General features: G+C 53.9%; 24 protein-coding genes. 22 read left to right on the plus strand and 2 right to left on the minus strand.

The window, feature by feature from the left end; translation table 11 throughout:
- The first annotated feature begins 152 nt into the window (after positions 1–152).
- Positions 153–1,298, plus strand: coding sequence for a 3-phenylpropionate MFS transporter (locus tag ACX1CU_RS06050; protein ID WP_459401695.1), 1,146 nt, complete (start codon positions 153–155; stop codon positions 1,296–1,298).
- On the opposite strand, the gene csiE is transcribed toward ACX1CU_RS06050, so the two are convergent.
- The gene (csiE, locus tag ACX1CU_RS06055) at positions 1,295–2,548 is read right to left on the minus strand and encodes a stationary phase inducible protein CsiE (RefSeq protein ID WP_459401696.1); all 1,254 of its coding nucleotides are present in this window, start codon (positions 2,546–2,548) and stop codon (positions 1,295–1,297) included. The two genes, ACX1CU_RS06050 and csiE, sit on opposite strands and share 4 nt — an antisense overlap.
- A gap of 178 nt (positions 2,549–2,726) precedes the next feature.
- Here csiE and ACX1CU_RS06060 point away from each other — a divergent pair, with 178 nt between their 5' ends.
- Both ACX1CU_RS06060 and ACX1CU_RS06065 read left to right on the plus strand, forming a co-directional pair.
- On the plus strand, positions 2,727–3,362 hold the full coding sequence (locus tag ACX1CU_RS06060) for a DUF1007 family protein (RefSeq protein ID WP_459401697.1): 636 nt from the start codon (positions 2,727–2,729) through the stop codon (positions 3,360–3,362).
- Complete coding sequence (locus ACX1CU_RS06065; protein ID WP_459401698.1) at positions 3,353–4,375, plus strand: nickel/cobalt transporter; 1,023 nt, start codon at positions 3,353–3,355, stop codon at positions 4,373–4,375. Before ACX1CU_RS06060 ends, ACX1CU_RS06065 begins: the two co-directional genes overlap by 10 nt.
- Positions 4,376–4,441: 66 nt before the next feature.
- Here the strand turns inward: ACX1CU_RS06065 and suhB are convergent, their stop codons facing one another.
- Positions 4,442–5,245 carry an inositol-1-monophosphatase gene (gene suhB, locus ACX1CU_RS06070; protein WP_459402733.1) on the minus strand — a complete coding sequence of 268 codons (804 nt, stop codon included), beginning with the start codon at positions 5,243–5,245 and terminating at the stop codon, positions 4,442–4,444.
- Between the two features lie 242 nt (positions 5,246–5,487).
- Here suhB and trmJ point away from each other — a divergent pair, with 242 nt between their 5' ends.
- The 19 genes from trmJ to bamB all read left to right on the plus strand — a co-directional run bounded on the left by trmJ (position 5,488) and on the right by bamB (position 22,810).
- The gene (trmJ, locus tag ACX1CU_RS06075) at positions 5,488–6,222 is read left to right on the plus strand and encodes a tRNA (cytosine(32)/uridine(32)-2'-O)-methyltransferase TrmJ (RefSeq protein ID WP_459401699.1); all 735 of its coding nucleotides are present in this window, start codon (positions 5,488–5,490) and stop codon (positions 6,220–6,222) included.
- Between the two features lie 195 nt (positions 6,223–6,417).
- Positions 6,418–6,912: a Fe-S cluster assembly transcriptional regulator IscR gene (iscR, locus tag ACX1CU_RS06080; RefSeq protein ID WP_459401700.1), complete on the plus strand. Its 495-nt coding sequence runs from the start codon at positions 6,418–6,420 to the stop codon at positions 6,910–6,912.
- 55 nt (positions 6,913–6,967) lie between these two features.
- Positions 6,968–8,182 (plus strand): IscS subfamily cysteine desulfurase, encoded by a 1,215-nt coding sequence (locus tag ACX1CU_RS06085; RefSeq protein ID WP_459401701.1) that lies wholly within the window; start codon positions 6,968–6,970, stop codon positions 8,180–8,182.
- A gap of 24 nt (positions 8,183–8,206) precedes the next feature.
- Positions 8,207–8,593, plus strand: a complete 387-nt coding sequence (iscU, locus tag ACX1CU_RS06090) for a Fe-S cluster assembly scaffold IscU (protein ID WP_004952090.1) — start codon at positions 8,207–8,209, stop codon at positions 8,591–8,593.
- Between the two features lie 88 nt (positions 8,594–8,681).
- Entirely contained in the window at positions 8,682–9,005 is a 324-nt protein-coding gene (iscA, locus tag ACX1CU_RS06095; protein WP_024913153.1) for an iron-sulfur cluster assembly protein IscA, read from the plus strand.
- Between the two features lie 68 nt (positions 9,006–9,073).
- Complete coding sequence (gene hscB / locus ACX1CU_RS06100; protein ID WP_459401702.1) at positions 9,074–9,595, plus strand: co-chaperone HscB; 522 nt, start codon at positions 9,074–9,076, stop codon at positions 9,593–9,595.
- Positions 9,596–9,621: 26 nt separating this feature from the next.
- Positions 9,622–11,472 (plus strand): Fe-S protein assembly chaperone HscA, encoded by a 1,851-nt coding sequence (gene hscA, locus ACX1CU_RS06105; protein ID WP_459401703.1) that lies wholly within the window; start codon positions 9,622–9,624, stop codon positions 11,470–11,472.
- 2 nt (positions 11,473–11,474) lie between these two features.
- Positions 11,475–11,810 (plus strand): ISC system 2Fe-2S type ferredoxin, encoded by a 336-nt coding sequence (gene fdx / locus ACX1CU_RS06110; RefSeq protein WP_459401704.1) that lies wholly within the window; start codon positions 11,475–11,477, stop codon positions 11,808–11,810.
- 250 nt (positions 11,811–12,060) lie between these two features.
- The gene (gene iscX / locus ACX1CU_RS06115; protein ID WP_459401705.1) at positions 12,061–12,261 is read left to right on the plus strand and encodes a Fe-S cluster assembly protein IscX; all 201 of its coding nucleotides are present in this window, start codon (positions 12,061–12,063) and stop codon (positions 12,259–12,261) included.
- Positions 12,262–12,346: 85 nt separating this feature from the next.
- A complete protein-coding gene (pepB, locus tag ACX1CU_RS06120; protein ID WP_459401706.1) occupies positions 12,347–13,642 on the plus strand; it encodes an aminopeptidase PepB in 1,296 nt (431 codons plus the stop codon).
- Positions 13,643–13,713: 71 nt separating this feature from the next.
- Positions 13,714–14,550 (plus strand): enhanced serine sensitivity protein SseB, encoded by an 837-nt coding sequence (sseB, locus tag ACX1CU_RS06125; RefSeq protein ID WP_459401707.1) that lies wholly within the window; start codon positions 13,714–13,716, stop codon positions 14,548–14,550.
- A 192-nt stretch (positions 14,551–14,742) separates the two neighbouring features.
- Positions 14,743–15,168: a nucleoside-diphosphate kinase gene (gene ndk / locus ACX1CU_RS06130; RefSeq protein ID WP_004952077.1), complete on the plus strand. Its 426-nt coding sequence runs from the start codon at positions 14,743–14,745 to the stop codon at positions 15,166–15,168.
- Between the two features lie 229 nt (positions 15,169–15,397).
- Positions 15,398–16,579, plus strand: a complete 1,182-nt coding sequence (locus ACX1CU_RS06135; RefSeq protein ID WP_459401708.1) for a bifunctional tRNA (adenosine(37)-C2)-methyltransferase TrmG/ribosomal RNA large subunit methyltransferase RlmN — start codon at positions 15,398–15,400, stop codon at positions 16,577–16,579.
- Positions 16,580–16,676: 97 nt separating this feature from the next.
- Positions 16,677–17,420 (plus strand): type IV pilus biogenesis/stability protein PilW, encoded by a 744-nt coding sequence (pilW, locus tag ACX1CU_RS06140; protein ID WP_459401709.1) that lies wholly within the window; start codon positions 16,677–16,679, stop codon positions 17,418–17,420.
- Complete coding sequence (gene rodZ / locus ACX1CU_RS06145) at positions 17,410–18,399, plus strand: cytoskeleton protein RodZ (RefSeq protein ID WP_459401710.1); 990 nt, start codon at positions 17,410–17,412, stop codon at positions 18,397–18,399. Before pilW ends, rodZ begins: the two co-directional genes overlap by 11 nt.
- Positions 18,400–18,446: 47 nt before the next feature.
- Positions 18,447–19,568: a flavodoxin-dependent (E)-4-hydroxy-3-methylbut-2-enyl-diphosphate synthase gene (gene ispG, locus ACX1CU_RS06150; protein WP_459401711.1), complete on the plus strand. Its 1,122-nt coding sequence runs from the start codon at positions 18,447–18,449 to the stop codon at positions 19,566–19,568.
- A 140-nt stretch (positions 19,569–19,708) separates the two neighbouring features.
- A complete protein-coding gene (gene hisS, locus ACX1CU_RS06155) occupies positions 19,709–20,983 on the plus strand; it encodes a histidine--tRNA ligase (protein ID WP_459401712.1) in 1,275 nt (424 codons plus the stop codon).
- 13 nt (positions 20,984–20,996) lie between these two features.
- On the plus strand, positions 20,997–21,617 hold the full coding sequence (locus ACX1CU_RS06160) for a YfgM family protein (RefSeq protein WP_459401713.1): 621 nt from the start codon (positions 20,997–20,999) through the stop codon (positions 21,615–21,617).
- Between the two features lie 11 nt (positions 21,618–21,628).
- Complete coding sequence (gene bamB, locus ACX1CU_RS06165; protein WP_459401714.1) at positions 21,629–22,810, plus strand: outer membrane protein assembly factor BamB; 1,182 nt, start codon at positions 21,629–21,631, stop codon at positions 22,808–22,810.
- Positions 22,811–22,897 lie beyond the last annotated feature (87 nt).

A 22,897-nucleotide genomic window follows, 5' to 3' on the forward strand; every position in this document is an offset into this window, starting at 1 on the left:
AGCTGCATACCAAAAAACCCGCTGTGGCGGGTTTTTTTACGCTTATTGCCAGCAAACTGTGAACTGCTTTGCACTATAACCCTTTGAGCGTGAATGAAGATTGCTACAGAGTGTGAGCTCTGTCAAAGTATCGCCCTCACCCCGGAGGGAACATGGTTCTGCAATCAACGCGTTGGCTCGCTCTCAGCTATTTCACCTATTTCTTCTCTTATGGCATTTTTCTTCCGTTCTGGAGTGTCTGGCTAAAAGGTGAGGGTATCCCACCGGAAACTATCGGCATTTTGCTGGGGGCCGGGCTGGTGGCTCGTTTCCTGGGTAGCTTGCTGATTGCACCGCGCGTCAAGGATCCTTCCCATCTCGTTACCGCATTGCGCCTGTTAGCCCTGCTGACGCTGGCATTTGCCATCGGCTTCTGTTTTGGTAACGGCTGGGCTTGGCTGATGCTGGTGATTGCCGGTTTCAACCTGTTCTTCTCACCGCTAGTACCCTTGACCGATGCGCTGGCTGCTACCTGGCAGCGGCAGATTACGATGGATTATGGCCGGGTACGCTTATGGGGATCGCTGGCCTTTGTGATCGGTTCGGCGTTAACCGGCAAGCTGGTTTCCGTCTGGGGCCATAATGCGATTTTGTACAGCTTGCTGCTCAGCCTACTGGCGATGCTGCTGGGGATGCTGCTGAAACCCAGCGTAATGCCGCAGGGAGAAGCGCGTGCCCAGAGTGAAATCACCCGATCCTGGCGTGAACTGCTCAGTGAAGGGCCGGTTTGGCGTTTTCTGCTGTGCGTCACTTTACTGCAAGGGGCACATGCCGCTTACTACGGCTTTGCTTCCATCTATTGGCAAGAGGCGGGATACTCTGCCGCCACCATTGGCTACCTGTGGTCGCTGGGTGTGGTGGCCGAGGTGATTATCTTTGCCAGCAGCAATTTCCTGTTCCGGCGCTGGAACGCGCGTAACCTGCTGCTGCTTTCGGCTGTGTGCGGCCTGCTGCGCTGGGGCTTGATGGCGTCTACCACGGAAATTACGGGTTTGCTGTTGATGCAGGTGCTGCACTGCGGCACTTTCACCGTTTGCCATCTGGCGGCGATGCGCTTTATCGCTGCACGTCGGGGGGCGGAAGTGATCCGTTTACAGGCGGTTTATTCTGGATTGGCGATGGGGGGCGGTATCGCCATTATGACCGTGCTGGCCGGTTTCCTGTTTGAGCACTTGCAGGGCGGGGTATTCTGGGTAATGGCCGCAGCGGTACTGCCTGCGTTATTTATCCGTCCGCCGGCGGTAGCTAGCAGTCGTTAAGTTTTTTCCAGCAGCGCACGGAGCACTTTGCGCTGCTGGCGTGCCAACGGCAGTTCGATATAAATCAGCGATGGATCTTCCGTTGCATAAGGGCTGATCACCAGAGTGACCCCTGGCGGCGCGCCAGAGTGCTGATAATCCGCCAGCGGCAGGTATTTGATATTGAGCGGCAACAGCGTCAGTTCACGGAGCTGATATTCCACTTCTTCTTCCAACTGCGGATTATCCAGCGTCAGCAACAGCAGCTGTTTTTCCTGCAATGCATTATCCTGCATCAGCCAAGCACCAAAGCTGATGGCGACCAGCCCGGCTTCTTCGCGTGAAAACCGAATACCGTATTCCTGTTCAAACGGTGTTAATGCTCCCTGCGTGGTACGCATCAAGCGTTGATATTTACGCACCACCTCTTCCAACAGCAGATTGTCGATGCCGATAGCAAAGCGGCAGCGTTCCACGGCCGGAGCCAGATGGGCGAACAGCTGGCTGATGAGCTCTTCCCTGCTGCTGAAGTTCATACCGGAGAGTTGTTGAAACCGTTCCACCATGCGCTCAATGGCGGCCATCAAGCGCCGATCCTCCGCCGAATCGCTGCTTTTGTAGCTGTGGTTTTTCATCATAACCAGCATCAGCACCAGAAAATCGCTCTCGCAAGTCTCCGCAGGCTGGTTGAACAACCGGCTCAGCGCTTGATGCAGTTCATGAGCGGCGGGTTGCTCCGGCTTGCACTGTAGCCACTCATGTTGGGCTCGATCGAAATCGGGGTGATGCTGGTGTTGGCGATCCCAGGCGCAATAGCAGAGATAATGCTGCAAGAGTTGCCGATCGCGTTGGTCGAAACAGCGGTTAAGCCATTGCTCACACTGGTTGATGCACAACTCCAGCGCCGGTACTTGCTGGTGATTGAGTGAGATGGCCTGCTGAAGTTGCGGGCCAAAATGCTGTTCGACAAATTCCTGGCTGCAACGCAAGGCTCGCCGCAGCCAGTGCAGCAGGCAAAGGCGCTGGTTGAGCGTACTGCCCAGAATCTGGTAGCCATCATCGGGATTACCGCCGATAGCCAGATGGTGGAAACGCTGGATTTCACTGGCAACCTCGGCTATATCTTGCCGGGCAGTGGGGAGGTCGACGCCATTGATTCGGCTGATAGTCTCCAGTTGTACCGCAGGCACCGGCGTATACAGCATCAGTAGCAGATTGCAGCGCCGTTGTTGACCGGAGAGCTCAGGCACAGAAGAAGTGTCTAGGCTCATATCACCTTCTGGAAGGTTATGTTTAAATTCTGCTTAAGCATAGCAAAAGGCATCGTGGCGGCACGGCTGTTGCCTCCGGTTTTCGTTCGGCTTATAACTTTCGTCACAGTTCTTCTGTGCTTCACGGTTGGTTGAAGCGTGGTTTATGTTACTTTATAACAATAATGAGTATGATTTGATGATGAATCTACGTGGCTTGTTGGCCGGCTTGTTGAGTTTTTTCTGCGTGGGGGCGGCTGCTCATCCACACAGTTTTATCGATATGAACACCACCTTTGTGGCGAAAGATCAGAAACTGATCGGTTTGAAAATGGTTTGGGTTATGGATGAAATTACCTCGGCAGATCTGCTGTATGACGCAGAAAACGCCAAAAGCGACTCGGAAATCTGGAAGAAACTGGCGGCAGAAGTGATGGCCAATGTGCTGGGGCTGCACTATTTCACCGATATTTATCGCGACGGCAAACCGGTGAAGTATCTGAATCTGCCAACTGAATATCATCTTTCTCGCCAGGGCCACAAAGCGGTGCTGGAATTTGTGATGCCACTGGCCGAACCGCAGGCGCTTGCCGGTAAGCCGTTTGAGATTTCTACTTACGATCCCACCTATTTTGTCGATATGGCCTACCAGGATAAAAAAGCGCTGCATCTGCCGCCAGAAATAGCGCAGCAATGCAAGTTCAGCCTGGTTACGCCGAAACCGGATTCATCATTGCAGGCTTATGCATTGTCTCTCGATAAGAATGATTCACCCGGCGAGGACATGGCGCTGGGGCAGCAGTTTGCACAGCGGGTGACGTTGCAATGTCAGTAAATCTCAGCCAGCCTGCTACGGGTAAATGCCATTGGCTATTCAGCCTGTGGCCATTGTTGCTGCTGTTTATCGCCTTGGCGGTGGGAGCACAACTGGTGTGGCATTATTGGCCGCAGTTATTAATGCAAAGCGTGCTGTGGCAAAAAGAGTTACATCAGCAAATGGCTGCGCTGTTGCAACAGGTCAAGGCTGCACCGCAACAAGCCGGGCTGGCCTTGATGCTGTTCAGCCTGAGCTACGGTGTGCTGCATGCGCTTGGGCCGGGCCACGGCAAAGTGGTGATCGCCACTTATCTGGCTACCCATCCGGCGCGGCTGAAAAGCAGTTTGCAACTGACGTTTGCCGCTTCGCTGCTGCAAGGGCTGGTGGCGATTGCTTTGGTCACGCTGGTATTAGTGGTGTTGCAGCTCTCTTCCCGTCAGCTGCATCAAAGCAGTTTTTGGCTGGAGAAGGGCAGTTTTGTTCTGGTGATGTTGCTTGGTGCATTGCTGAGCTGGCGGGCGCTGAAACGTTTATATCAGGCAGTGAAAGCCATGCGGCGAGCGCCGACGATGCGTATTAGCAGTTTGCAACCGCTGCCAGCGGATCATGTTCACAGTGCCCACTGCGGTTGTGGGCACCGGCATTTGCCCAGCGATGCCGAACTGCAAGCAGGCAGTGATTGGCGTACCCGAACGGCGATCGTGTTGGCAATGGGTATGCGCCCATGTTCCGGTGCGATTCTGGTGTTGCTGTTTTCCAAAGTGATTGGCGTGTTTACCTGGGGCGTGATTTCGGCGCTGGCGATGGCGCTGGGTACTTCGTTAACTATTTCTGCACTGGCGCTGTTGGTACATTACAGCCGTAAACTGGCGGTACGTATTAGCGGTCAACGCGCGCCAGCCGCCTGGAGCGCGCTAGCTTGGGGATCGCTGGCATTGGCCGGGGGGCTGATCCTGTTGTTTGCTGGGGTATTGCTCTACGCGAGTGCGCAACCGGAATTTGGCGGTGGCATTCGTCCTTTCGCCCGTTAGCAGGCATAAAAAAACGCTGCATGTGCAGCGTTTTTCTTGGTAGTTCAGTAAGTTGAACCTGCCATCTTAGCGCTTCAGCGCTTCACTCAGTTCTTCACGCATGGCTGAAAGCAGAGATTTCACTACGCGTGGGTTACCAGCGACAATGTTGCCAGAACTGAAGTGGTTGTGGCCGCCAACAAAGTCGGTCACCAGGCCGCCTGATTCGCGTACCAGCAGCTCACCTGCGGCAAAATCCCAAGGCTTCAGGCCGATTTCAAAGAAACCATCAACGCGGCCAGCAGCCACGTAAGCCAGATCCAGCGCAGCAGAACCGGTGCGGCGGAAGTCGGCACACTGGGTGAACAGTTTACCCAGCACGTTGATGTAGGCTGGAGCATGCTGTTTGACTTTGAACGGGAAGCCGGTAGCCAGGATGGTGCCATCCAGATCTTTGGCATTGGTGCCACGTAGGCGGTAACCGTTGAGCTGTGCGCCTTGACCACGGGTCGCGGTGAACAGTTCGTTACGCATTGGATCGTAAACTACCGCTACTTCGGTGCGGCCTTTGATGCGCACGGCGATAGAAACCGAGAAGTGTGGAAAACGTTTGATGAAGTTGGAGGTGCCATCCAGTGGATCGATCACCCATTGTACGTCCTGATCAACGCCGGCCAACTCACCACATTCTTCACCAATGATGGTGTGTTGTGGGTAAGATTTACGGATGATGTCGATGATCAGATGCTCTGCATCGCGATCGACGTTAGTGACAAAGTCGTTTGACCCTTTTTGTGTCGCTTCTACAGCGTCTGGGGTTTCGTAATTTTTGACAATCAGGTTACCGGCCTTGCGCGCAGCGCGCACGGCGATAGTCAGCATCGGATGCATGGGTATCTTCCACAGGATGTTAAAGAACAGGAAACGGCGCGAAGTGTAGCAGGTATTCGGCAAAATGCCTAATCCCCTTCATCCTTCAAGCTGCATCTTTGTTGGCATCCTTGTTCACCCCAGTCACTTACTTGTGTAAGCTCCTGGGGCTTCACTGCGTTGCCGCCTCGATGCAACTCGAATGATTTTGGGGATATAGCTGTGTTAGAATGCTACGATTTTCCGCTACGCTCAGAGTTTGTATGTTGCACAATATCCGCATTGTCCTGGTCGAAACCTCCCATACCGGTAACATGGGCTCTACTGCCCGAGCCATGAAAACCATGGGATTAACCAATCTTTACCTGGTTAATCCGTTGGTAAGGCCTGATTCACAGGCGATCGCTCTGGCGGCTGGTGCCAGCGATGTTATCGGTAATGCCACTATTGTTGATACCTTTGATGAAGCGATTGCCGGTTGTAGCCTGGTGGTGGGCACCAGTGCGCGTTCGCGTACTTTGCCCTGGCCGATGCTGGAACCTCGTGAATGTGGGGTGCGCGCAATACAGGAAGGGGAACAGGGGCCGGTTGCCTTAGTGTTTGGCCGCGAGCGCGTTGGTTTAACTAATGATGAATTGCAAAAATGTCATTATCATGTCGCCATTCCTGCCAACCCGGATTACAGCTCGTTGAATCTGGCGATGGCGGTGCAGATCCTGGCGTATGAAGTGCGCGTTGCCTATCTCGATCGCCAGCAGCAAGGTGTTCAGCCACAGGAAGAGACACCTTATCCGCTGGTGGACGATCTTGAGCGTTTTTATCAGCATCTGGAGCAAACGCTGCTGCATACCGGCTTTATCCGTGCGGCACATCCGGGGCAGGTTATGAGCCGTTTACGGCGTTTATTTACCCGGGCGCGCCCGGAAGCGCAAGAGCTGAATATTTTGCGTGGGATGCTGACGTCGATCGAAAAACAGGATAAACATCAGGGTAATTAATCGTGATGTTGTCTGGTAGCTACGGGCAATAGCATTATTTATCCGGTAGTTATAAGATGTATTTTATATGCATTGGATGGAGTAAAGCACGAAATGTGCTAATAGTTGAGTAAATTAGTAGGTTAAATAGTTGACTGCATTACTCGGGAATGTCAAACTTTCGGCCATGTTTGACCAACAGGTAACCATTTAGCTATGAGACTGACATCCAAAGGCCGTTATGCCGTAACTGCTATGCTCGACGTAGCATTGCATTCCCAGGAAGGGCCGGTACCATTGGCGGATATTTCCGAACGCCAGGGTATCTCGCTCTCTTATCTGGAACAATTATTCTCCCGTCTGCGCAAGAATGGCCTGGTGGCCAGCGTGCGTGGGCCGGGTGGTGGTTATCTGCTGGGCAAAAACGCGGGTGAGATCGCGGTAGGTGCGGTGATCTCGGCCGTCGATGAGTCGGTAGATGCCACCCGTTGCCAAGGCAAAGAAGGCTGCCAGGGCGGCGATCGTTGTCTGACCCATACCCTGTGGCGCGATCTGAGCGAGCGCATCAGCGGGTTCCTGAATAACATTACGCTGGCTGAACTGGTCAACAACCAGGAAGTGCTGGACGTGGCGGATCGTCAAAATAACGATACGCGCCGCACGGCCAATGGCCGAGCGCAAGAAACGATCAACGTTAATCTGCGCGCATAAGCAGCTGGCGATAAATTTATTCGTTTTTGGAAGTGATGTACGGAGCACAAGAGCAATGAAATTACCGATTTATCTGGACTACTCGGCAACGACTCCGGTCGATCCACGTGTCGCCGAGAGGATGATGCAGTTTTTGACCCTGGACGGTACTTTCGGCAACCCGGCTTCCCGTTCCCACCGTTTCGGGTGGCAGGCGGAAGAAGCGGTCGATATCGCCCGCAACCAGATCGCCGAACTGGTTGGCGCTGACCCGCGTGAAATCGTGTTCACTTCTGGGGCCACTGAATCAGACAACCTGGCGATTAAAGGCGCAGCCAATTTCTATCAGAAGAAAGGCAAGCACGTCATCACCAGCAAAACCGAACATAAAGCCGTGCTGGACACCTGTCGCCAGCTCGAGCGCGAAGGCTTTGAAGTCACCTACCTGGCGCCGCAGAGCAACGGGATTATCGACCTCAAAGAACTCGAAGCCGCCATGCGCGAAGACACTATTCTGGTTTCTATCATGCATGTGAATAATGAAATCGGCGTGGTGCAGGATATCGAAGCGATCGGCGAAATGTGCCGTGCACGCGGTATCATCTACCATGTGGATGCCACTCAGAGCGTGGGCAAATTACCTATCGATCTGGGCAAATTGAAAGTCGATCTGATGTCTTTCTCTGCCCACAAGATTTATGGCCCGAAAGGTATTGGTGCGATGTACGTGCGTCGTAAGCCGCGTATCCGCATCGAGGCCCAGATCCACGGTGGCGGCCATGAGCGCGGCATGCGTTCCGGTACTCTGCCGGTTCACCAGATCGTCGGTATGGGCGAAGCCTATCGCATTGCCAAAGAAGAAATGGCGAGCGAAATGGCGCGCTTGCGTATTTTGCGCGATCGTCTGTGGAACGGCGTGAAAGATATGGAAGAAGTGTATCTGAACGGCGATCTGGAGCACGGTGCTCAGAACATTCTCAACGTCAGCTTCAACTATGTTGAAGGTGAGTCGCTGATCATGGCGTTGAAAGATCTGGCGGTTTCTTCAGGTTCTGCCTGTACCTCTGCCAGCCTTGAACCTTCCTATGTACTGCGTGCATTGGGGATGAGTGATGAGTTAGCGCACAGCTCGATCCGTTTCTCCCTGGGGCGTTTCACCACGGAAGAAGAGATCGATTACACCATTTCGCTGGTGCGTAAATCCATCGGCCGTCTGCGCGACCTTTCTCCGCTGTGGGAAATGTTCAAGCAGGGTGTGGATATCAGCAGCATCGAATGGGCACATCATTAATTCTCAGGATTCAGGAGCAACATCATGGCTTATAGCGAAAAAGTAATCGATCACTACGAAAACCCACGCAACGTCGGATCCTTTGATAACGAAGATCCTACCGTTGGCAGCGGCATGGTAGGGGCACCGGCCTGTGGCGACGTGATGAAGCTGCAAATCAAGGTCAACAATGAAGGGATTATCGAAGATGCCCGCTTCAAGACCTACGGTTGCGGTTCTGCTATCGCGTCCAGCTCGTTGGTCACCGAGTGGATGAAAGGTAAGTCGCTTGATCAGGCTGAAGCGATCAAAAATACCCAGATCGCCGAAGAGCTGGAATTGCCGCCGGTTAAAATTCACTGCTCGATTCTGGCCGAAGACGCCATTAAAGCAGCAATTGCCGACTATAAAAGCAAACACAGCGCCAAGTAATTTTTTCAGTGATACCCGATAGATTTTCAGCCACTGCCAACCGCGCCGTAGAGTGAAAGATAAAGGGTATATTGAGTGTGAGGTTGTTATGTCGATTACTATGAGCGACAGCGCTGCACAGCGTGTTCAGGCGTTTTTGAATCACCGCGGCAAAGGTCTTGGTTTGCGTCTGGGAGTGCGAACTTCTGGCTGTTCCGGGATGGCGTATGTGCTCGAATTTGTTGATGAAACGAACGATGACGACATCGTTTTTGAAGACAAAGGCGTCAAGGTGATCATTGATGGCAAGAGCCTGGTCTACCTTGATGGCACGGAACTTGATTTCGTTAAAGAAGGCCTGAACGAAGGCTTCAAGTTCAACAACCCGAACGTCTCAAGCGAGTGTGGCTGCGGCGAAAGTTTTAACGTCTGACAGTCCATCGTGCTCCCCCGCAATACGCGGGGGAACCTTAACCATCACGATAACGCCCAGAGCACGCTATGGATTACTTTACTTTATTCGGGCTACCGGTTCGCTATAACGTGGACGGCAGCTTGCTTACCTCGCGCTATCAGGATTTGCAGCGCCAATTTCACCCCGATCGCCATGCTCTCCAGCCTGAACGTGAACGCCTGATGGCGTTGCAGCAGGCAGCCACTATCAATGAAGCCTATCAGTCGCTGAAGCACCCGTTAAAACGCGCGGAGTATATGTTATCTTTGCACGGTTTTGATTTGCGTAACGAGCAACACACTATGCGTGACACCGCGTTCCTGATGGAACAGTTGGAACTGCGTGAAGAGCTGGATGCCATTGAGCGCAAGCCCGATGCAGAAAGCGCGCTTGCCGCTTTTGCTGCGCGCCTGAACAATACATTTAAGCAGCGTAGTGCACAGATGGTGCAGGAACTGGATAGCCAGCAGTGGCCGCAAGCCGCGGACACCGTGCGTAAATTACGTTTTTTGGACAAACTTCAGCAGCAAGTTGAACAACTCGAAGAAAAATTGCTGGGTTTTGAGTAATACATTTTGATTGTGGAAGCCCTAACATGGCCTTATTACAAATTAGTGAACCTGGTCTCAGCGCCGCGCCACACCAGCGCCGTCTGGCTGCCGGGATCGATTTAGGCACCACCAATTCGCTGGTTGCTACCGTGCGCAGCGGGCAGGCGGAAACGCTGGCCGACGAGCAGGGGCGCGAGCTGCTGCCTTCGGTCGTGCATTATCAGGCCGAAGAACATCATGTAGGCTGGGCCGCACGCGCACAGGCAGCACAGGACCCGGCTAATACCATCAGTTCGATCAAACGCATGATGGGCCGTTCTCTGGCCGATGTGCAGCAACGCTATCCAAACTTGCCGTATCAGTTTCAGGCCAGCGATAATGGCCTGCCGATGATGATGACGGCCGCTGGCCTGGTTAACCCGGTCGGGGTGTCTGCCGATATCCTCAAGGCACTTTCTGCACGGGCCACCGCCGCATTAGAAGGCGAACTCGATGGTGTGGTGATCACCGTTCCGGCTTATTTCGACGATGCACAGCGCCAGGGCACCAAAGACGCCGCGCGTCTGGCTGGTCTGCACGTGTTGCGCCTGCTGAATGAGCCCACCGCCGCGGCGATCGCCTATGGGTTAGACTCGGGCCAGGAAGGGGTGATTGCCGTTTACGATCTGGGTGGCGGCACCTTTGATATTTCCATTCTGCGCCTCAGCCGTGGCGTGTTTGAAGTGCTGGCGACCGGCGGTGATTCCGCGCTGGGTGGCGATGATTTCGATCATCTGCTGGCCGATTGGCTGCGTGAGCAAGCTGGTGTCGCCTCACGCCACGATCACGGCGTGCAGCGCCAACTGCTGGATGCGGCGATCGCTACCAAAATCGCCCTGAGTGATGCGTCAAGCACCCAGGTTGAGGTTGCTGGCTGGCAAGGCGAAGTGACCCGTGAACAATTCGAATCACTGATCGCTGCCTTGGTAAAACGCACCCTGCTGGCCTGCCGCCGTACGCTGAAAGATGCTGCCGTCAGTGCCGACGAGGTGCTGGAAGTGGTGATGGTTGGCGGTTCTACCCGCGTGCCGCTGGTGCGTGAGCAGGTGGGCGAGTTTTTTGGCCGCACGCCGCTGACCTCCATCGATCCCGATAAAGTGGTGGCCATCGGCGCTGCGATCCAAGCGGACATTCTGGTAGGTAACAAGCCGGACAGCGAAATGCTGCTGCTGGATGTGATCCCACTGTCGCTCGGCCTGGAAACCATGGGCGGCCTGGTGGAAAAAGTGATCCCGCGTAACACCACCATTCCTGTGGCGCGTGCGCAAGAGTTCACCACCTTCAAAGACGGCCAGAATGCGATGATGATCCACGTGCTGCAAGGGGAACGCGAACTGGTGCCAGATTGCCGCTCTTTAGCACGTTTCACGCTGCGTGGTTTGCCGCCGTTGCCTGCGGGCGGGGCGCATATTCGTGTCACCTTCCAGGTAGATGCCGATGGCCTGCTGAGCGTGACGGCGATGGAAAAATCCACCGGCGTTGAGGCCTCTATTCAGGTGAAGCCCTCTTATGGGCTTTCTGATGCCGAAATTGCCAACATGATCAAAGACTCCATGGCTAACGCACAAGGCGATATCGGCGCGCGCATGCTGGCTGAACAGCGGGTTGATGCTTCACGCGTGCTGGAAAGCCTGCAAGGGGCTTTGGCGAGCGATGCCGCACTGCTGAGCGATGAAGAAAGTCAGGCAATCAATACTGCGGTAGAAAACCTACAGCAGACGATGCAGGGCACCGATCCTGCGGCGATCGAAGCCGCCATAAAAGCAGTTGATGCAACAACCCAAGATTTTGCCGCGCGCCGCATGGATGCCTCCATTCGCCGCGCGCTGGCTGGCCATTCTGTGGATGAGGTTTAACCATGCCAAAAATTGTTTTTCTGCCCCATCAAGATTTATGCCCAGAGGGAGCAGTGCTGGAAGCGAAAAAAGGGGAAACCATCCTCGACGTCGCGCTGCGTAACGGAATTGAAATCGAACACGCCTGCGAGAAATCCTGTGCCTGTACCACCTGCCACTGCATCGTGCGTGAAGGGTTTGATTCGCTGGACGAAAGCAGCGAGCTGGAAGATGACATGCTGGACAAAGCCTGGGGGCTGGAACCTGAAAGTCGCCTGAGTTGCCAGGCGCGGGTCACCGATGAAGATCTGGTGGTCGAGATGCCGCGCTATACCGTTAACCACGCGCGCGAACATTAATTTATCCTTTGGTTTACAGTCTATACCCAAAATAATTCGAGTTGCTTATAGGCGGCAAACGAATGACAAGTCGGTCAGAGGCCGACTTGAACAGCGCTTGCGCTGACCCGCAGGGTGAGACTCATTTATGAGGCTCATAATCCCTGGGAGCATAGTGAACTATGTGACCAGGGTGAAAGAGTGCAGCCAACACCCAAGCAACTTGAAGTATGAAGGGTATATTGAGTATTAATTACTGCTGGAGATAATCATGGGACTAAAGTGGACCGACAGCCGCGAAATCGGCGAAGCCCTGTACGATCAATTCCCGGATACCGATCCGAAAACCGTGCGTTTTACCGATATGCACCAATGGATCTGCGATCTGGAAGAATTCGATGATGACCCACAGGCTTCCAACGAAAAAATACTGGAAGCGATCCTGCTGGTCTGGTTAGATGAAGCGGAATAAATAGTGTAACGGGCTGCCATTGGCGGCCCGTTTATATTGTATCCAATACGATTAATAAAAGAATAATCCGCACTGGAGTAAGTCTATGACAACTGAAATCATGCAGATCACGCTGTCCCACGACGCCGCCGATGCGCGCTGGGGTGAAAAAGCACTGCTGAGTACCAACAACGACGGCATGACTATCCATCTGACCGGTCATGGCAAACTGGGCGCGATCCAGCGTGCCGCGCGCAAGATTGACGGCCAGGGCATCAAAAAAGTGAAACTGGCCGGTGAGGGCTGGGGCCTGGAACAAAGCTGGGCCTTCTGGCAAGGATTCCGTGGGCCAAAAGGCCAACGCAGCGTTGAATGGGCTGAATTGCCAGCAGCAGAGCGTAACGAACTGGATCAACGCCTGAAGATCGTCGACTGGGTGCGTGACACCATCAATCTGCCAGCAGAAGAACTCGGGCCAGAGCAACTGGCGACTCGCGCGGTCGATCTGATGTGTGACGTTGGCGGTGCTGCGGTCAACTACCGCATCACCAAGGGCGAAGATCTGCGCGAACAAAACTATGCCGGTATCCACACCGTTGGCCGCGGTTCCGATCGTTCGCCGGTGCTGCTGGCGCTGGATTTCAACCCAACCGGCAATCCAGATGCTCCTGTGTTTGCCTGCCTGGTAGGCAAAGGCATTACTTTTGACTCCGGTGGTTACAGCCTGAAGCAAAGCGCATTTATGGATTCGATGAAATCCGATATGGGTGGTGCGGCGACGATCACCGGTGCGCTGGCGCTGGCGGCGGCTCGTGGCCTGAAACAGCGTGTGAAACTGTTCCTGTGTTGCGCAGATAATATGGTTAGCGGCAACGCGTTCAAGCTGGGTGATATCATCCGCTACCGCAATGGCAAAACCGTTGAAGTGATGAATACCGATGCCGAAGGGCGGCTGGTGCTGGCCGATGGTCTGATCGATGCCAGTGCGCAGAACCCAGAACTGATTATCGATTGCGCTACCTTGACCGGTGCGGCAAAAACGGCGCTGGGTAATGATTATCACGCCCTGTTCAGTTTTGATGACGCTTTGGCGCAAGAACTGTTAGCCAGCGCTGACGATGAACATGAACCCTTCTGGCGCCTGCCGCTGGCAGAATTCCACCGCAGCCAGTTGCCATCGAACTTTGCTGAACTGAATAACGTAGCCGGTGCGGCGCATAGCGCGGGGGCCAGTACCGCAGCTGCCTTCCTGTCACACTTCGTGAAGAACTACCAGAAAGGTTGGTTGCATATCGATTGCTCCGCCACCTACCGCAAAGGTGCTGTCGAGCAGTGGTCTGCCGGTGCCACCGGCCTGGGCGTGCGCACGCTGGCTAATCTGTTGCTGAGTAAAGCCAAATAATTGCCTGGTTTTAAAATGACGTTTTCCCTAAGGGTTCAGCATGCTGAACCCTTAATACATTGGAGTAAGCAATGAGTTCCCACCACCATGATGACGATGCCGTTCCGGGCGAAAATGAACTTGAGCGCCTTCTGAAACTGGCGGTATCGGAACCGGCACATCGCCCGGCATTTTTCCGCGTGTTGCTGGATTCGACGGTTTACATTCTGGGCGACAGCGAGCAGGTGCAACAGCAAGGTGACATCACGCTGAATGCCGAGACCCCGGTGAATATTCTGCATTGGGAAAAGCAGGATGGCAGCAGCGTTGTACCGTTCTTCTCCTCGCTGGCAACGCTGCAAAAAGCGGTGGAAGATGAACAACCCTTTATCGCTATGCCAGCACGCGTGCTGTTTGAAATCACTCAGGGCGCTGAGCTGTTCCTCAACCCGAAAGCGGAATACGGTAAAGAGTTTTTCCCGGATGAGATCGCCATGCTGTTAGCCACCGGCGGGGTCGTGAAACCGGCGGAACACTACGTCGATAAAGACAGCCAAATCCTGCTGGGCCAGCCTGAAACCTATCCTTCGGCGATGGTGGATGCGTTAACTACATTGTTTAGCCAACGTAAACCGGTACGCCGAGCGTTTCTGGCGCTGATGCACGATCGGGCGGTGGATGAGAAACCCAATCTGTTGATCGGCCTGGAGGTGGATGGCGAACCGGCTGAGATTGATGACCTGATCAATGAAGCGGGCAGCGTTGCCAGCGCCACCGCCCCGAATGACGATCCGGTCGATTTTTGCCTGGTGTCTGAAAAGGAGCGTGGCGTCAGCCACTATCTGATTACCCATACGCAGCCATTCTATCAGCGCCGCTGGGGCAGTTGGTTGCGTAATCTCATTCCTTCGACGGATACAACGCAATAAGCATCCCCTTGGGGAGATCGTTGGCCGAGGTAAGAAGCTCCGTCACAGAACATAGGGAATTGAGAGGTTTTTTTTAATGAAATGTTGATTTTCCCGTAGGCAAGCGTTAACGGCACACATATAATCTGCGCCACTTGAGAAGGCCGGCACTCCAATTTTGTCCGGCCTGTTTTGGATCATACAGAGGCCACCATGACCGTAGAACGTACCTTTTCCATCATTAAACCAAACGCAGTAGCTAACAATGACATCGGCGCAATCTATGCTCGTTTCGAGCGCGCGGGTTTCAAAATCATCGCTTCCAAAATGCTGCGCCTGACTCGCGAACAAGCCGAAGGCTTCTACGCTGAGCACAAAGGCCGTCCTTTCTTCGACGGTCTGGTTGAGTTCATGACTTCTGGCCCGATCGTGGTTCAGGTGCTGGAAGCAGAAAATGCCGTACAGCGTAACCGTGACATCATGGGCGCAACCAACCCAGACAACGCGCTGGCGGGTACCCTGCGTGCCGATTATGCCGACAGCTTCACCGCTAACGCGGTGCACGGTTCTGACGCAGTAGAATCTGCCCAGCGTGAAATCGCCTACTTCTTCAACGAAAGCGAAATCTGCCCACGTTAATGGCGGCTGTTTTCCTGCTGAAGCAGGCTATTTACCGGTAGATACAATAAAAATGCCGCGAAAGCCGTTCAAGCGTGGAAACCTGCTACCAAAATTTGTACAATGCCGCGCCCCAGGTAAGCCACTTATCTGGGGCGTGTTTTTAGCGCCTCTCTTTGCGGCCTGAATGACACACTTACTTTCCATTCTTTCGAGCCATAACGTGTAACAACGAGGCCAAGAGATCATTATGTTAGAACCCATCGCGTCTGAAAATAATTCATTAACTGATTCTGCCGTTCAAACGGAACAACCGGCTGCGGCCAAAATTAACCTGCTGGATTTGAACCGTCAGCAAATGCGCGAGTTTTTCGCCAATATGGGGGAGAAACCGTTCCGTGCCGATCAGGTAATGAAGTGGATGTACCACTACTGCTGTGACGATTTCGAGCAGATGACCGACATCAACAAGGTTCTGCGCAACAAGTTGCACAGCGTCGCTGAAATTCGTGCGCCGGAAGTAGCGGAAGAGCAGCGTTCGACTGATGGCACTATCAAGTGGGCCATCAGAGTCGGCGATCAGCAGGTTGAGACCGTGTATATCCCGGACGGCGATCGCGCCACGTTGTGCGTTTCTTCACAGGTGGGTTGCGCGCTGGAGTGCAAATTCTGTTCGACCGCGCAGCAGGGCTTCAACCGCAACCTGCGCGTGTCGGAAATCATTGGCCAGGTATGGCGTGCGGCCAAAATCCTCGGCGCGATGAAAGTCACCGGCCAGCGCCCAATCACCAACGTGGTGATGATGGGGATGGGAGAGCCGTTGCTCAACCTGAACAACGTGGTTCCTGCGATGGAAATCATGTTGGATGACTTTGGTTTTGGCCTGTCAAAACGCCGTGTGACTCTATCTACTTCTGGTGTAGTTCCTGCATTGGATAAACTCGGTGACATGATCGACGTAGCGCTGGCGATCTCGCTGCATGCACCGAACGACAAGATCCGCGATGAGATCGTACCGATCAACCGTAAATACAATATCGAAACCTTCCTGGCTGCGGTGCGTCGTTACCTGGATAAATCCAACGCCAATCAGGGGCGCGTCACCGTTGAGTACGTGATGTTGGATCACATCAACGACAGCACCGACGATGCGCATCAGTTGGCGGAACTGCTGAAAGATACGCCTTGCAAGATCAACCTGATCCCGTGGAACCCGTTCCCAGGCGCGCCTTATGGCCGCAGTTCCAACAGCCGCGTAGACCGTTTCTCCAAGGTGTTGATGGAATACGGCTTTACGACTATTGTTCGTAAAACCCGCGGCGACGACATAGATGCTGCCTGTGGGCAGTTGGCGGGTGAAGTGATCGATCGTACTAAGCGTACCCTGAAAAAGAGAATGGCCGGGGAACCTATCAACGTACGGGCGGTCTGACCCTTATAGCATGATTTTTTTGTTATCTAACAGCCTGTTATGTGAGCAGCAATCCTTCAGGCGATCGGGTAACATCAGATAAGGAATGAGTGCAAGCATGAAGCTGAAACTGTGGGGTGTGTTATTGGCAGCCGGTTTGCTGGCGGGCTGCTCAAGTTCGGTGCCGGATAAAAGTGAACCGGCGGCGGGTCAAACGCGTTTGCAACTGGGTCTGGAATATCTTAATCAAGGTGATATGCAGGCCGCGAAACAGAATCTGGAAAAAGCAGCAGACGCCGCCCCACAGGATTATCGTACCCAACTGGGTATGGCACTCTACCTTCAACGGATCGGTGATAACGCCGCTGCTGAACAGCGTTATCAGCAAGCGCTCAAACTTGCGCCTGCCAATGGCACCGTTCTGAATAATTACGGTGCGTTTCTCTGTAGTTTAGGGCAGTATGTACCGGCCCAACAGCAGTTTAGCGCTGCGGCACTGGCGCAAGATTACGGCCAGGTTGCCGACAGTCTGGAAAATGCAGGTTACTGTTTCCTCAAAGCCGGGCAAAACGACGAGGCACGCAAGTTATTGTCGCGTGCGCTGAAGATTGATCCGGACAAGGGCGCTCCACTGTTAGTGGAGGCAGAAAAGCAATTTGGAGAAGGGAAACGCGCGCAGTCGCAACTTTTATTGGATAGTTATCAACATGTTCTGCCGGCCAGTGCCGACAGCTTATGGTTACAGATTCGTTTCGCCGCGTTAGCAGGCCGTCAGGATAGCGTTCAACGTTATGGCAAGCAGTTAGCGCGAAGTTTTCCACAATCCAAACAGTACCAGCAGTTCTTAGCTAATGAATACTGAAGACTCCCAAGATAAAACCGTATCTATGACGACAGGCCAACGTTTGCGTCAGGCCCGTGAACAGCTCGGGCTGAGTCAACAGGCCGTTGCAGAGCGCCTGTGTCTCAAAATGTCTACCGTGCGCGAGATCGAAAGTGACACGCTTTCTGCCGATCTGGCTTCGACCTTCGTGCGCGGTTATATCCGTTCCTACGCCAAGCTAGTACATGTACCAGAAGATGAACTGTTGCCGATGTTGGCAAAACAGGCACCTGCCAGAGTGGCCAAAGTGGCTCAGATGCAGAGCTTTTCACTGGGCAAACGCCGTAAAAAGCGTGATGGCTGGTTGATGAGCTTTACCTGGTTGATCGTGTTTGTGGTCGTTGGCCTGACCGGTGCCTGGTGGTGGCAAAACCACAAGGCGCAGCAGGAAGAGATTGCGACCATGGCTGACCAATCGTCTGCCCAGCTTTCCCAGCATAATAATGATGGTGAACCGGTTCCCTTTAACGATGGTGCTGCTTCTACGGTTGATAACGGAACTGTGCCAGAAAATAGCACAGTTCCGGTAACCAATAATGCGGCAGTTGCTCCAGCTCCTGAGCAGACCCCGGCCGCTACAGTGGCACAAACGGCTCCGCAGCTTGTTGTAGCGCCAAGTCAGGCGACTATCCCTACAGCCACTCCGGTGGCTCCTGTTACGCAGGCTCAGTTACCGACCGGTGAAGCTGCCGTTGGTGCACCTGTTGAAGAGACTAACGGATTGGTGATGGATTTCTCCGCCGACTGCTGGTTGCAGGTGACGGATGCCACGGGCAAAAGCTTGTTCAGCGGTATCCAGAAAGGGGGAACCCGATTGAACCTGGCTGGGACCGCGCCGTATAAACTGACCATTGGCGCACCGGCCGCAGTACAGATTCAATATCAAGGTAAGCCGGTCGATTTAAGCCGGTTTGTTAAGTCAAACCGTGTTGCTCGTCTGACCGTTGCCGCGCAGTAATTGCGCGGCCATTGTCGTTACGTCAGAGCAACAATGGAGAGTAAGTGATGCATAACCAAGCACCCATTAACCGCCGCAAATCAACACGTATTTACGTCGGCAAGGTGCCTATTGGCGATGGCGCACCGATTGCCGTGCAGTCGATGACCAACACGCGCACCACCGATGTTGCAGCAACGGTGAATCAAATCAAAGCGTTGGAGCGTGTCGGTGTCGACATCGTCCGCGTTTCCGTTCCTACCATGGACGCCGCTGAAGCATTCCGGCTGATCAAGCAGCAGGTTAACGTGCCGCTGGTGGCCGATATTCATTTCGATTACCGCATCGCGTTGCAGGTTGCCGAATACGGCGTTGACTGCCTGCGCATCAACCCTGGCAACATTGGTAACGAATCCCGTATCCGCTCGGTGGTTGACTGCGCGCGCGACAAAAATATCCCCATCCGCATTGGTGTTAACGGCGGTTCGCTGGAAAAAGACATTCAGGAAAAGTACGGCGAACCTACGCCGGAAGCACTGCTGGAATCGGCCATGCGCCACGTCGATATCCTCGATCGTCTGAACTTTGATCAGTTTAAGGTGAGCGTAAAGGCGTCTGACGTCTTCCTGGCGGTGCAATCTTATCGTTTGTTAGCCTCCCGTATTGACCAACCGTTGCATCTGGGCATTACCGAAGCCGGTGGCGCACGCAGCGGTTCCGTGAAGTCGGCGATTGGCTTGGGCATGCTGCTGTCGGAAGGCATTGGCGATACCTTGCGTATCTCGCTGGCCGCCGATCCGATAGAAGAAGTGAAAGTCGGTTTTGATATCCTGAAGTCGCTGCGCATCCGCGCGCGCGGTATCAATTTTATCGCTTGCCCAACCTGTTCACGTCAGGAGTTTGACGTGATTGGCACCGTCAACGCGCTGGAACAGCGCCTGGAAGATATCATCACGCCGATGGATGTTTCCATTATTGGTTGCGTGGTGAACGGGCCGGGGGAAGCGCTGGTGTCTACCTTAGGCGTGACCGGTGGGCATAATAAGAGCGGTTTTTATGAAGACGGCGTGCGTCAGAAAGAGCGTTTTGACAACGAGCAGATGATTGACCAACTGGAAGCGAAGATTCGCGCCAAAGCGGCGATGCTGGATCAATCCAAGCGCATTGCAGTCAACTTGCTGGAAAAGTAAGCAATGAAGTCGGTGTGGCGGGCATTTAGGCCCGCTTTTTGATGAGCCCTGTGGGCTTAAAAGCGTATCCACGTTGAACCGTGGGTGGCAAAGTCCCTATAATCGGGTTCATTTTTATATAAAACGGACAGAGAACTCACGTGGCAAAAAACATTCAAGCCATTCGCGGCATGAACGATTACCTGCCGGAAGACACGGCATTATGGCAGCGAATTGAAGGCACTCTTAAACAGGTGCTGAGCGGCTACGGTTATAGCGAAATCCGGTTGCCGATTGTAGAGCAGACCCCGTTATTTAAACGCGCCATTGGTGAAGTGACCGATGTCGTAGAAAAAGAGATGTATACCTTTGACGATCGCAACGGTGAAAGCCTGACGCTGCGCCCGGAAGGGACGGCTGGCTGCGTGCGCGCCGGTATCGAACATGGTCTGCTGTACAATCAAGAGCAGCGTCTGTGGTACATCGGCCCGATGTTCCGCTATGAGCGTCCACAAAAAGGCCGTTATCGCCAGTTTCATCAGTTAGGTGCCGAAGTCTTTGGCCTGCAAGGGCCGGATATTGATGCCGAGCTCATCCTGCTTAGCGCCCGCTGGTGGAGAGCCTTGGGTATTGCCGAGCACGTCCAACTGGAACTGAACTCAATTGGTTCGTTAGAAGCGCGTGCCAATTACCGTGATGCGCTGGTCGCCTTCCTGGAACAGCATCAGGAAAAGCTGGACGAAGACTGCAAACGCCGCATGTACAGCAACCCGCTGCGCGTATTGGACTCCAAAAATCCCGAAGTGCAGGCCCTGCTGAACGATGCGCCGCGCCTTTCTGAGCATCTGGATGAAGAATCCAGAGAGCACTTCAATGGCTTATGTGAACTTTTGACGCTGGCAGGTATCCCATATACCGTCAACGAACGTCTGGTTCGTGGTCTGGATTATTATAACCGCACGGTCTTTGAGTGGGTGACCACCAGTCTCGGCGCGCAGGGCACCGTGTGTGCCGGTGGCCGTTACGACGGCCTGGTTGAGCAACTGGGCGGGCGTGCTACTCCTGCCGTGGGTTTTGCCATGGGGTTGGAGCGTCTGGTGTTGCTGGTTCAGGCCGTCAATCCAGACTTCAAAGCTCCGGCTACCATTGATGTTTATGTTATCTCTTCCGGTGCAGGCGCGCAGAGTGCCGCGATGCAACTGGCAGAAAGTGTGCGTGATGCAGCACCGCAGATTAAATTAATGACCAACTATGGTGGCGGTAACTTTAAGAGGCAGATCACCCGGGCAGACAAATGGGGCGCTCGTATTGCCCTGATCCTAGGCGAAAATGAAGTTGCGGCACAGCAGGTGGTGGTTAAAGACCTGCGCAGTGGTGAACAAGAAACGCTGGCGCAAAGCGAAGTCGCAACGCGTCTGGCCTTGATGTTAGGTTAAGGAGAAGGACACCGTGGAAGTCTATACCACTGAAAACGAACAACTTGATGCCGTGCGTAATTTCTTTATCGAAAACGGTAAAGCATTAGCCGTGGGCGTTGTGCTCGGTATTGGTGCCCTGTTGGGTTGGCGCTATTGGCAGAGCCACCAAAACGCCAACATGATGGCGGCTTCGGATGCTTATCAACAGGCCAGCGAACAGCTTGCAGCCGGAAAAGCGGATGATGTGGCTGTGGCTGAAAAATTTATCCAAGCCAACAGCAATAACTACGGCGTACTGGCAGCGTTGCAGTTGGCTAAGCACTTTGTTGAACAAAACGATTTCGCGAAAGCAGAACAGCAACTGGTGATGGCGCAGAGCCAGGCCAAAGATGAAAGCCTGCTGGCGATGATTAACCTGCGTCTGGCGCGTGTTCAGTTGCAGGAGAAAAAGCTGGATGAAGCGCTGAAAACGCTGGATGGCGTGAAGGGCGACGGTTGGTTGGCCATGGTGCAAGACGTACGCGGTGACGTACTGTTGGCCAAAGGCGATACCAAAGGTGCCCGTGATGCTTACAGTAAAGGCATCGAATCTAATGCTTCTCAGGCGCTTGCAGGGTTGATGCGCATGAAATTGAATAACTTGTCCAGCTAAGGGGAATTCCCATGCAATTGCGTAAAACACTCTTGGTCGGGCTGGTTTCCGTTGCCTTGCTGAGTGGTTGCTCGCTGTTTAGCAGCGAAGAAGACGTGGTTACCATGTCGCCGCTGCCAACAGTTGAAAATCAATTCACGCCAAATAAAGTGTGGAGCACGTCGGTCGGTGATGGAGTCGGTGAATACTATTCCCACCTGCGCCCGGCGTTCCAGGACGGCACCGTATATGCGGCCGATCGCCGTGGCACCGTGAAAGCGATGGATCTGCTGGAAGGTAAAGAGAAGTGGGCGGTTGATCTTTCAGAAAAAACCCGTTTCTTCTCCAGTAACCAACCTGCGCTGCTGTCTGGCGGCCTGACGGTTTCTGGCTCTAACGTGTACGTTGGCAGCGAGAAGGCGATCGTTTATGCGCTGAATACCTCAGACGGTAAAGTGACCTGGCAGACCAAAGTGGCGGGTGAGGCCATTTCCCGTCCGGTTGTTGCCGACGGCATGGTGCTGATCCATACCACTAACGGCCAGTTGCAGGCATTGAATGAGTCTGATGGTGCGATCAAGTGGACGGTAAACCTGGATATTCCTTCGTTGTCACTGCGTGGTGAATCTGCGCCTGCTGTCGCGTTTGGTGCAGCGATCGTCGGTGGTGATAACGGCCGCGTCAGCGCCGTGCTGATGCAGCAGGGTCAGTTGATCTGGCAACAGCGTGTTACCCAACCGAGCGGTGCGACCGAAATCGATCGCCTGAACGATGTGGATACCACCCCGGTGATTGTTGATAACGTGGTGTACGCATTGGGTTACAATGGTAACCTGACGGCGCTGGATCTGCGTTCTGGCCAGATCGTGTGGAAGCGTGAGATGGGCTCAGTGAACGATTTCATCGTTGACGCTGGCCGTATCTACCTGGTTGATCAGGACGATCGTGTTGTGGCAATGAATACCGATGGTGGTGCCAGCCTGTGGCGCCAAAGCGATCTACTGCACCGCGGTTTGACTGCACCTGCATTGTATAATGGCTATCTGGTGGTTGGGGATGCCGAAGGTTACCTGCACTGGATCAACACGACCGATGGCCGTTTTGTGGCTCAGCAGAAAGTGGATAGTTCCGGCTTCCTGTCTGCACCGATTGTGGCTGGCGATAAGCTGCTGATCCAGGCGCGTGGCGGTAAAGTTTACGCTTTCACCCGCTAACGTACCGGTTTGTCTACCCGACAAATTTCAAGTTGCGGCTAGCTGGTAAGCGAGTATTACCAACAGCACCGCAGCTTGAAAGAGTAA

The sequence above is a fragment of the Serratia sp. D1N4 genome (genome assembly GCF_054552755.1).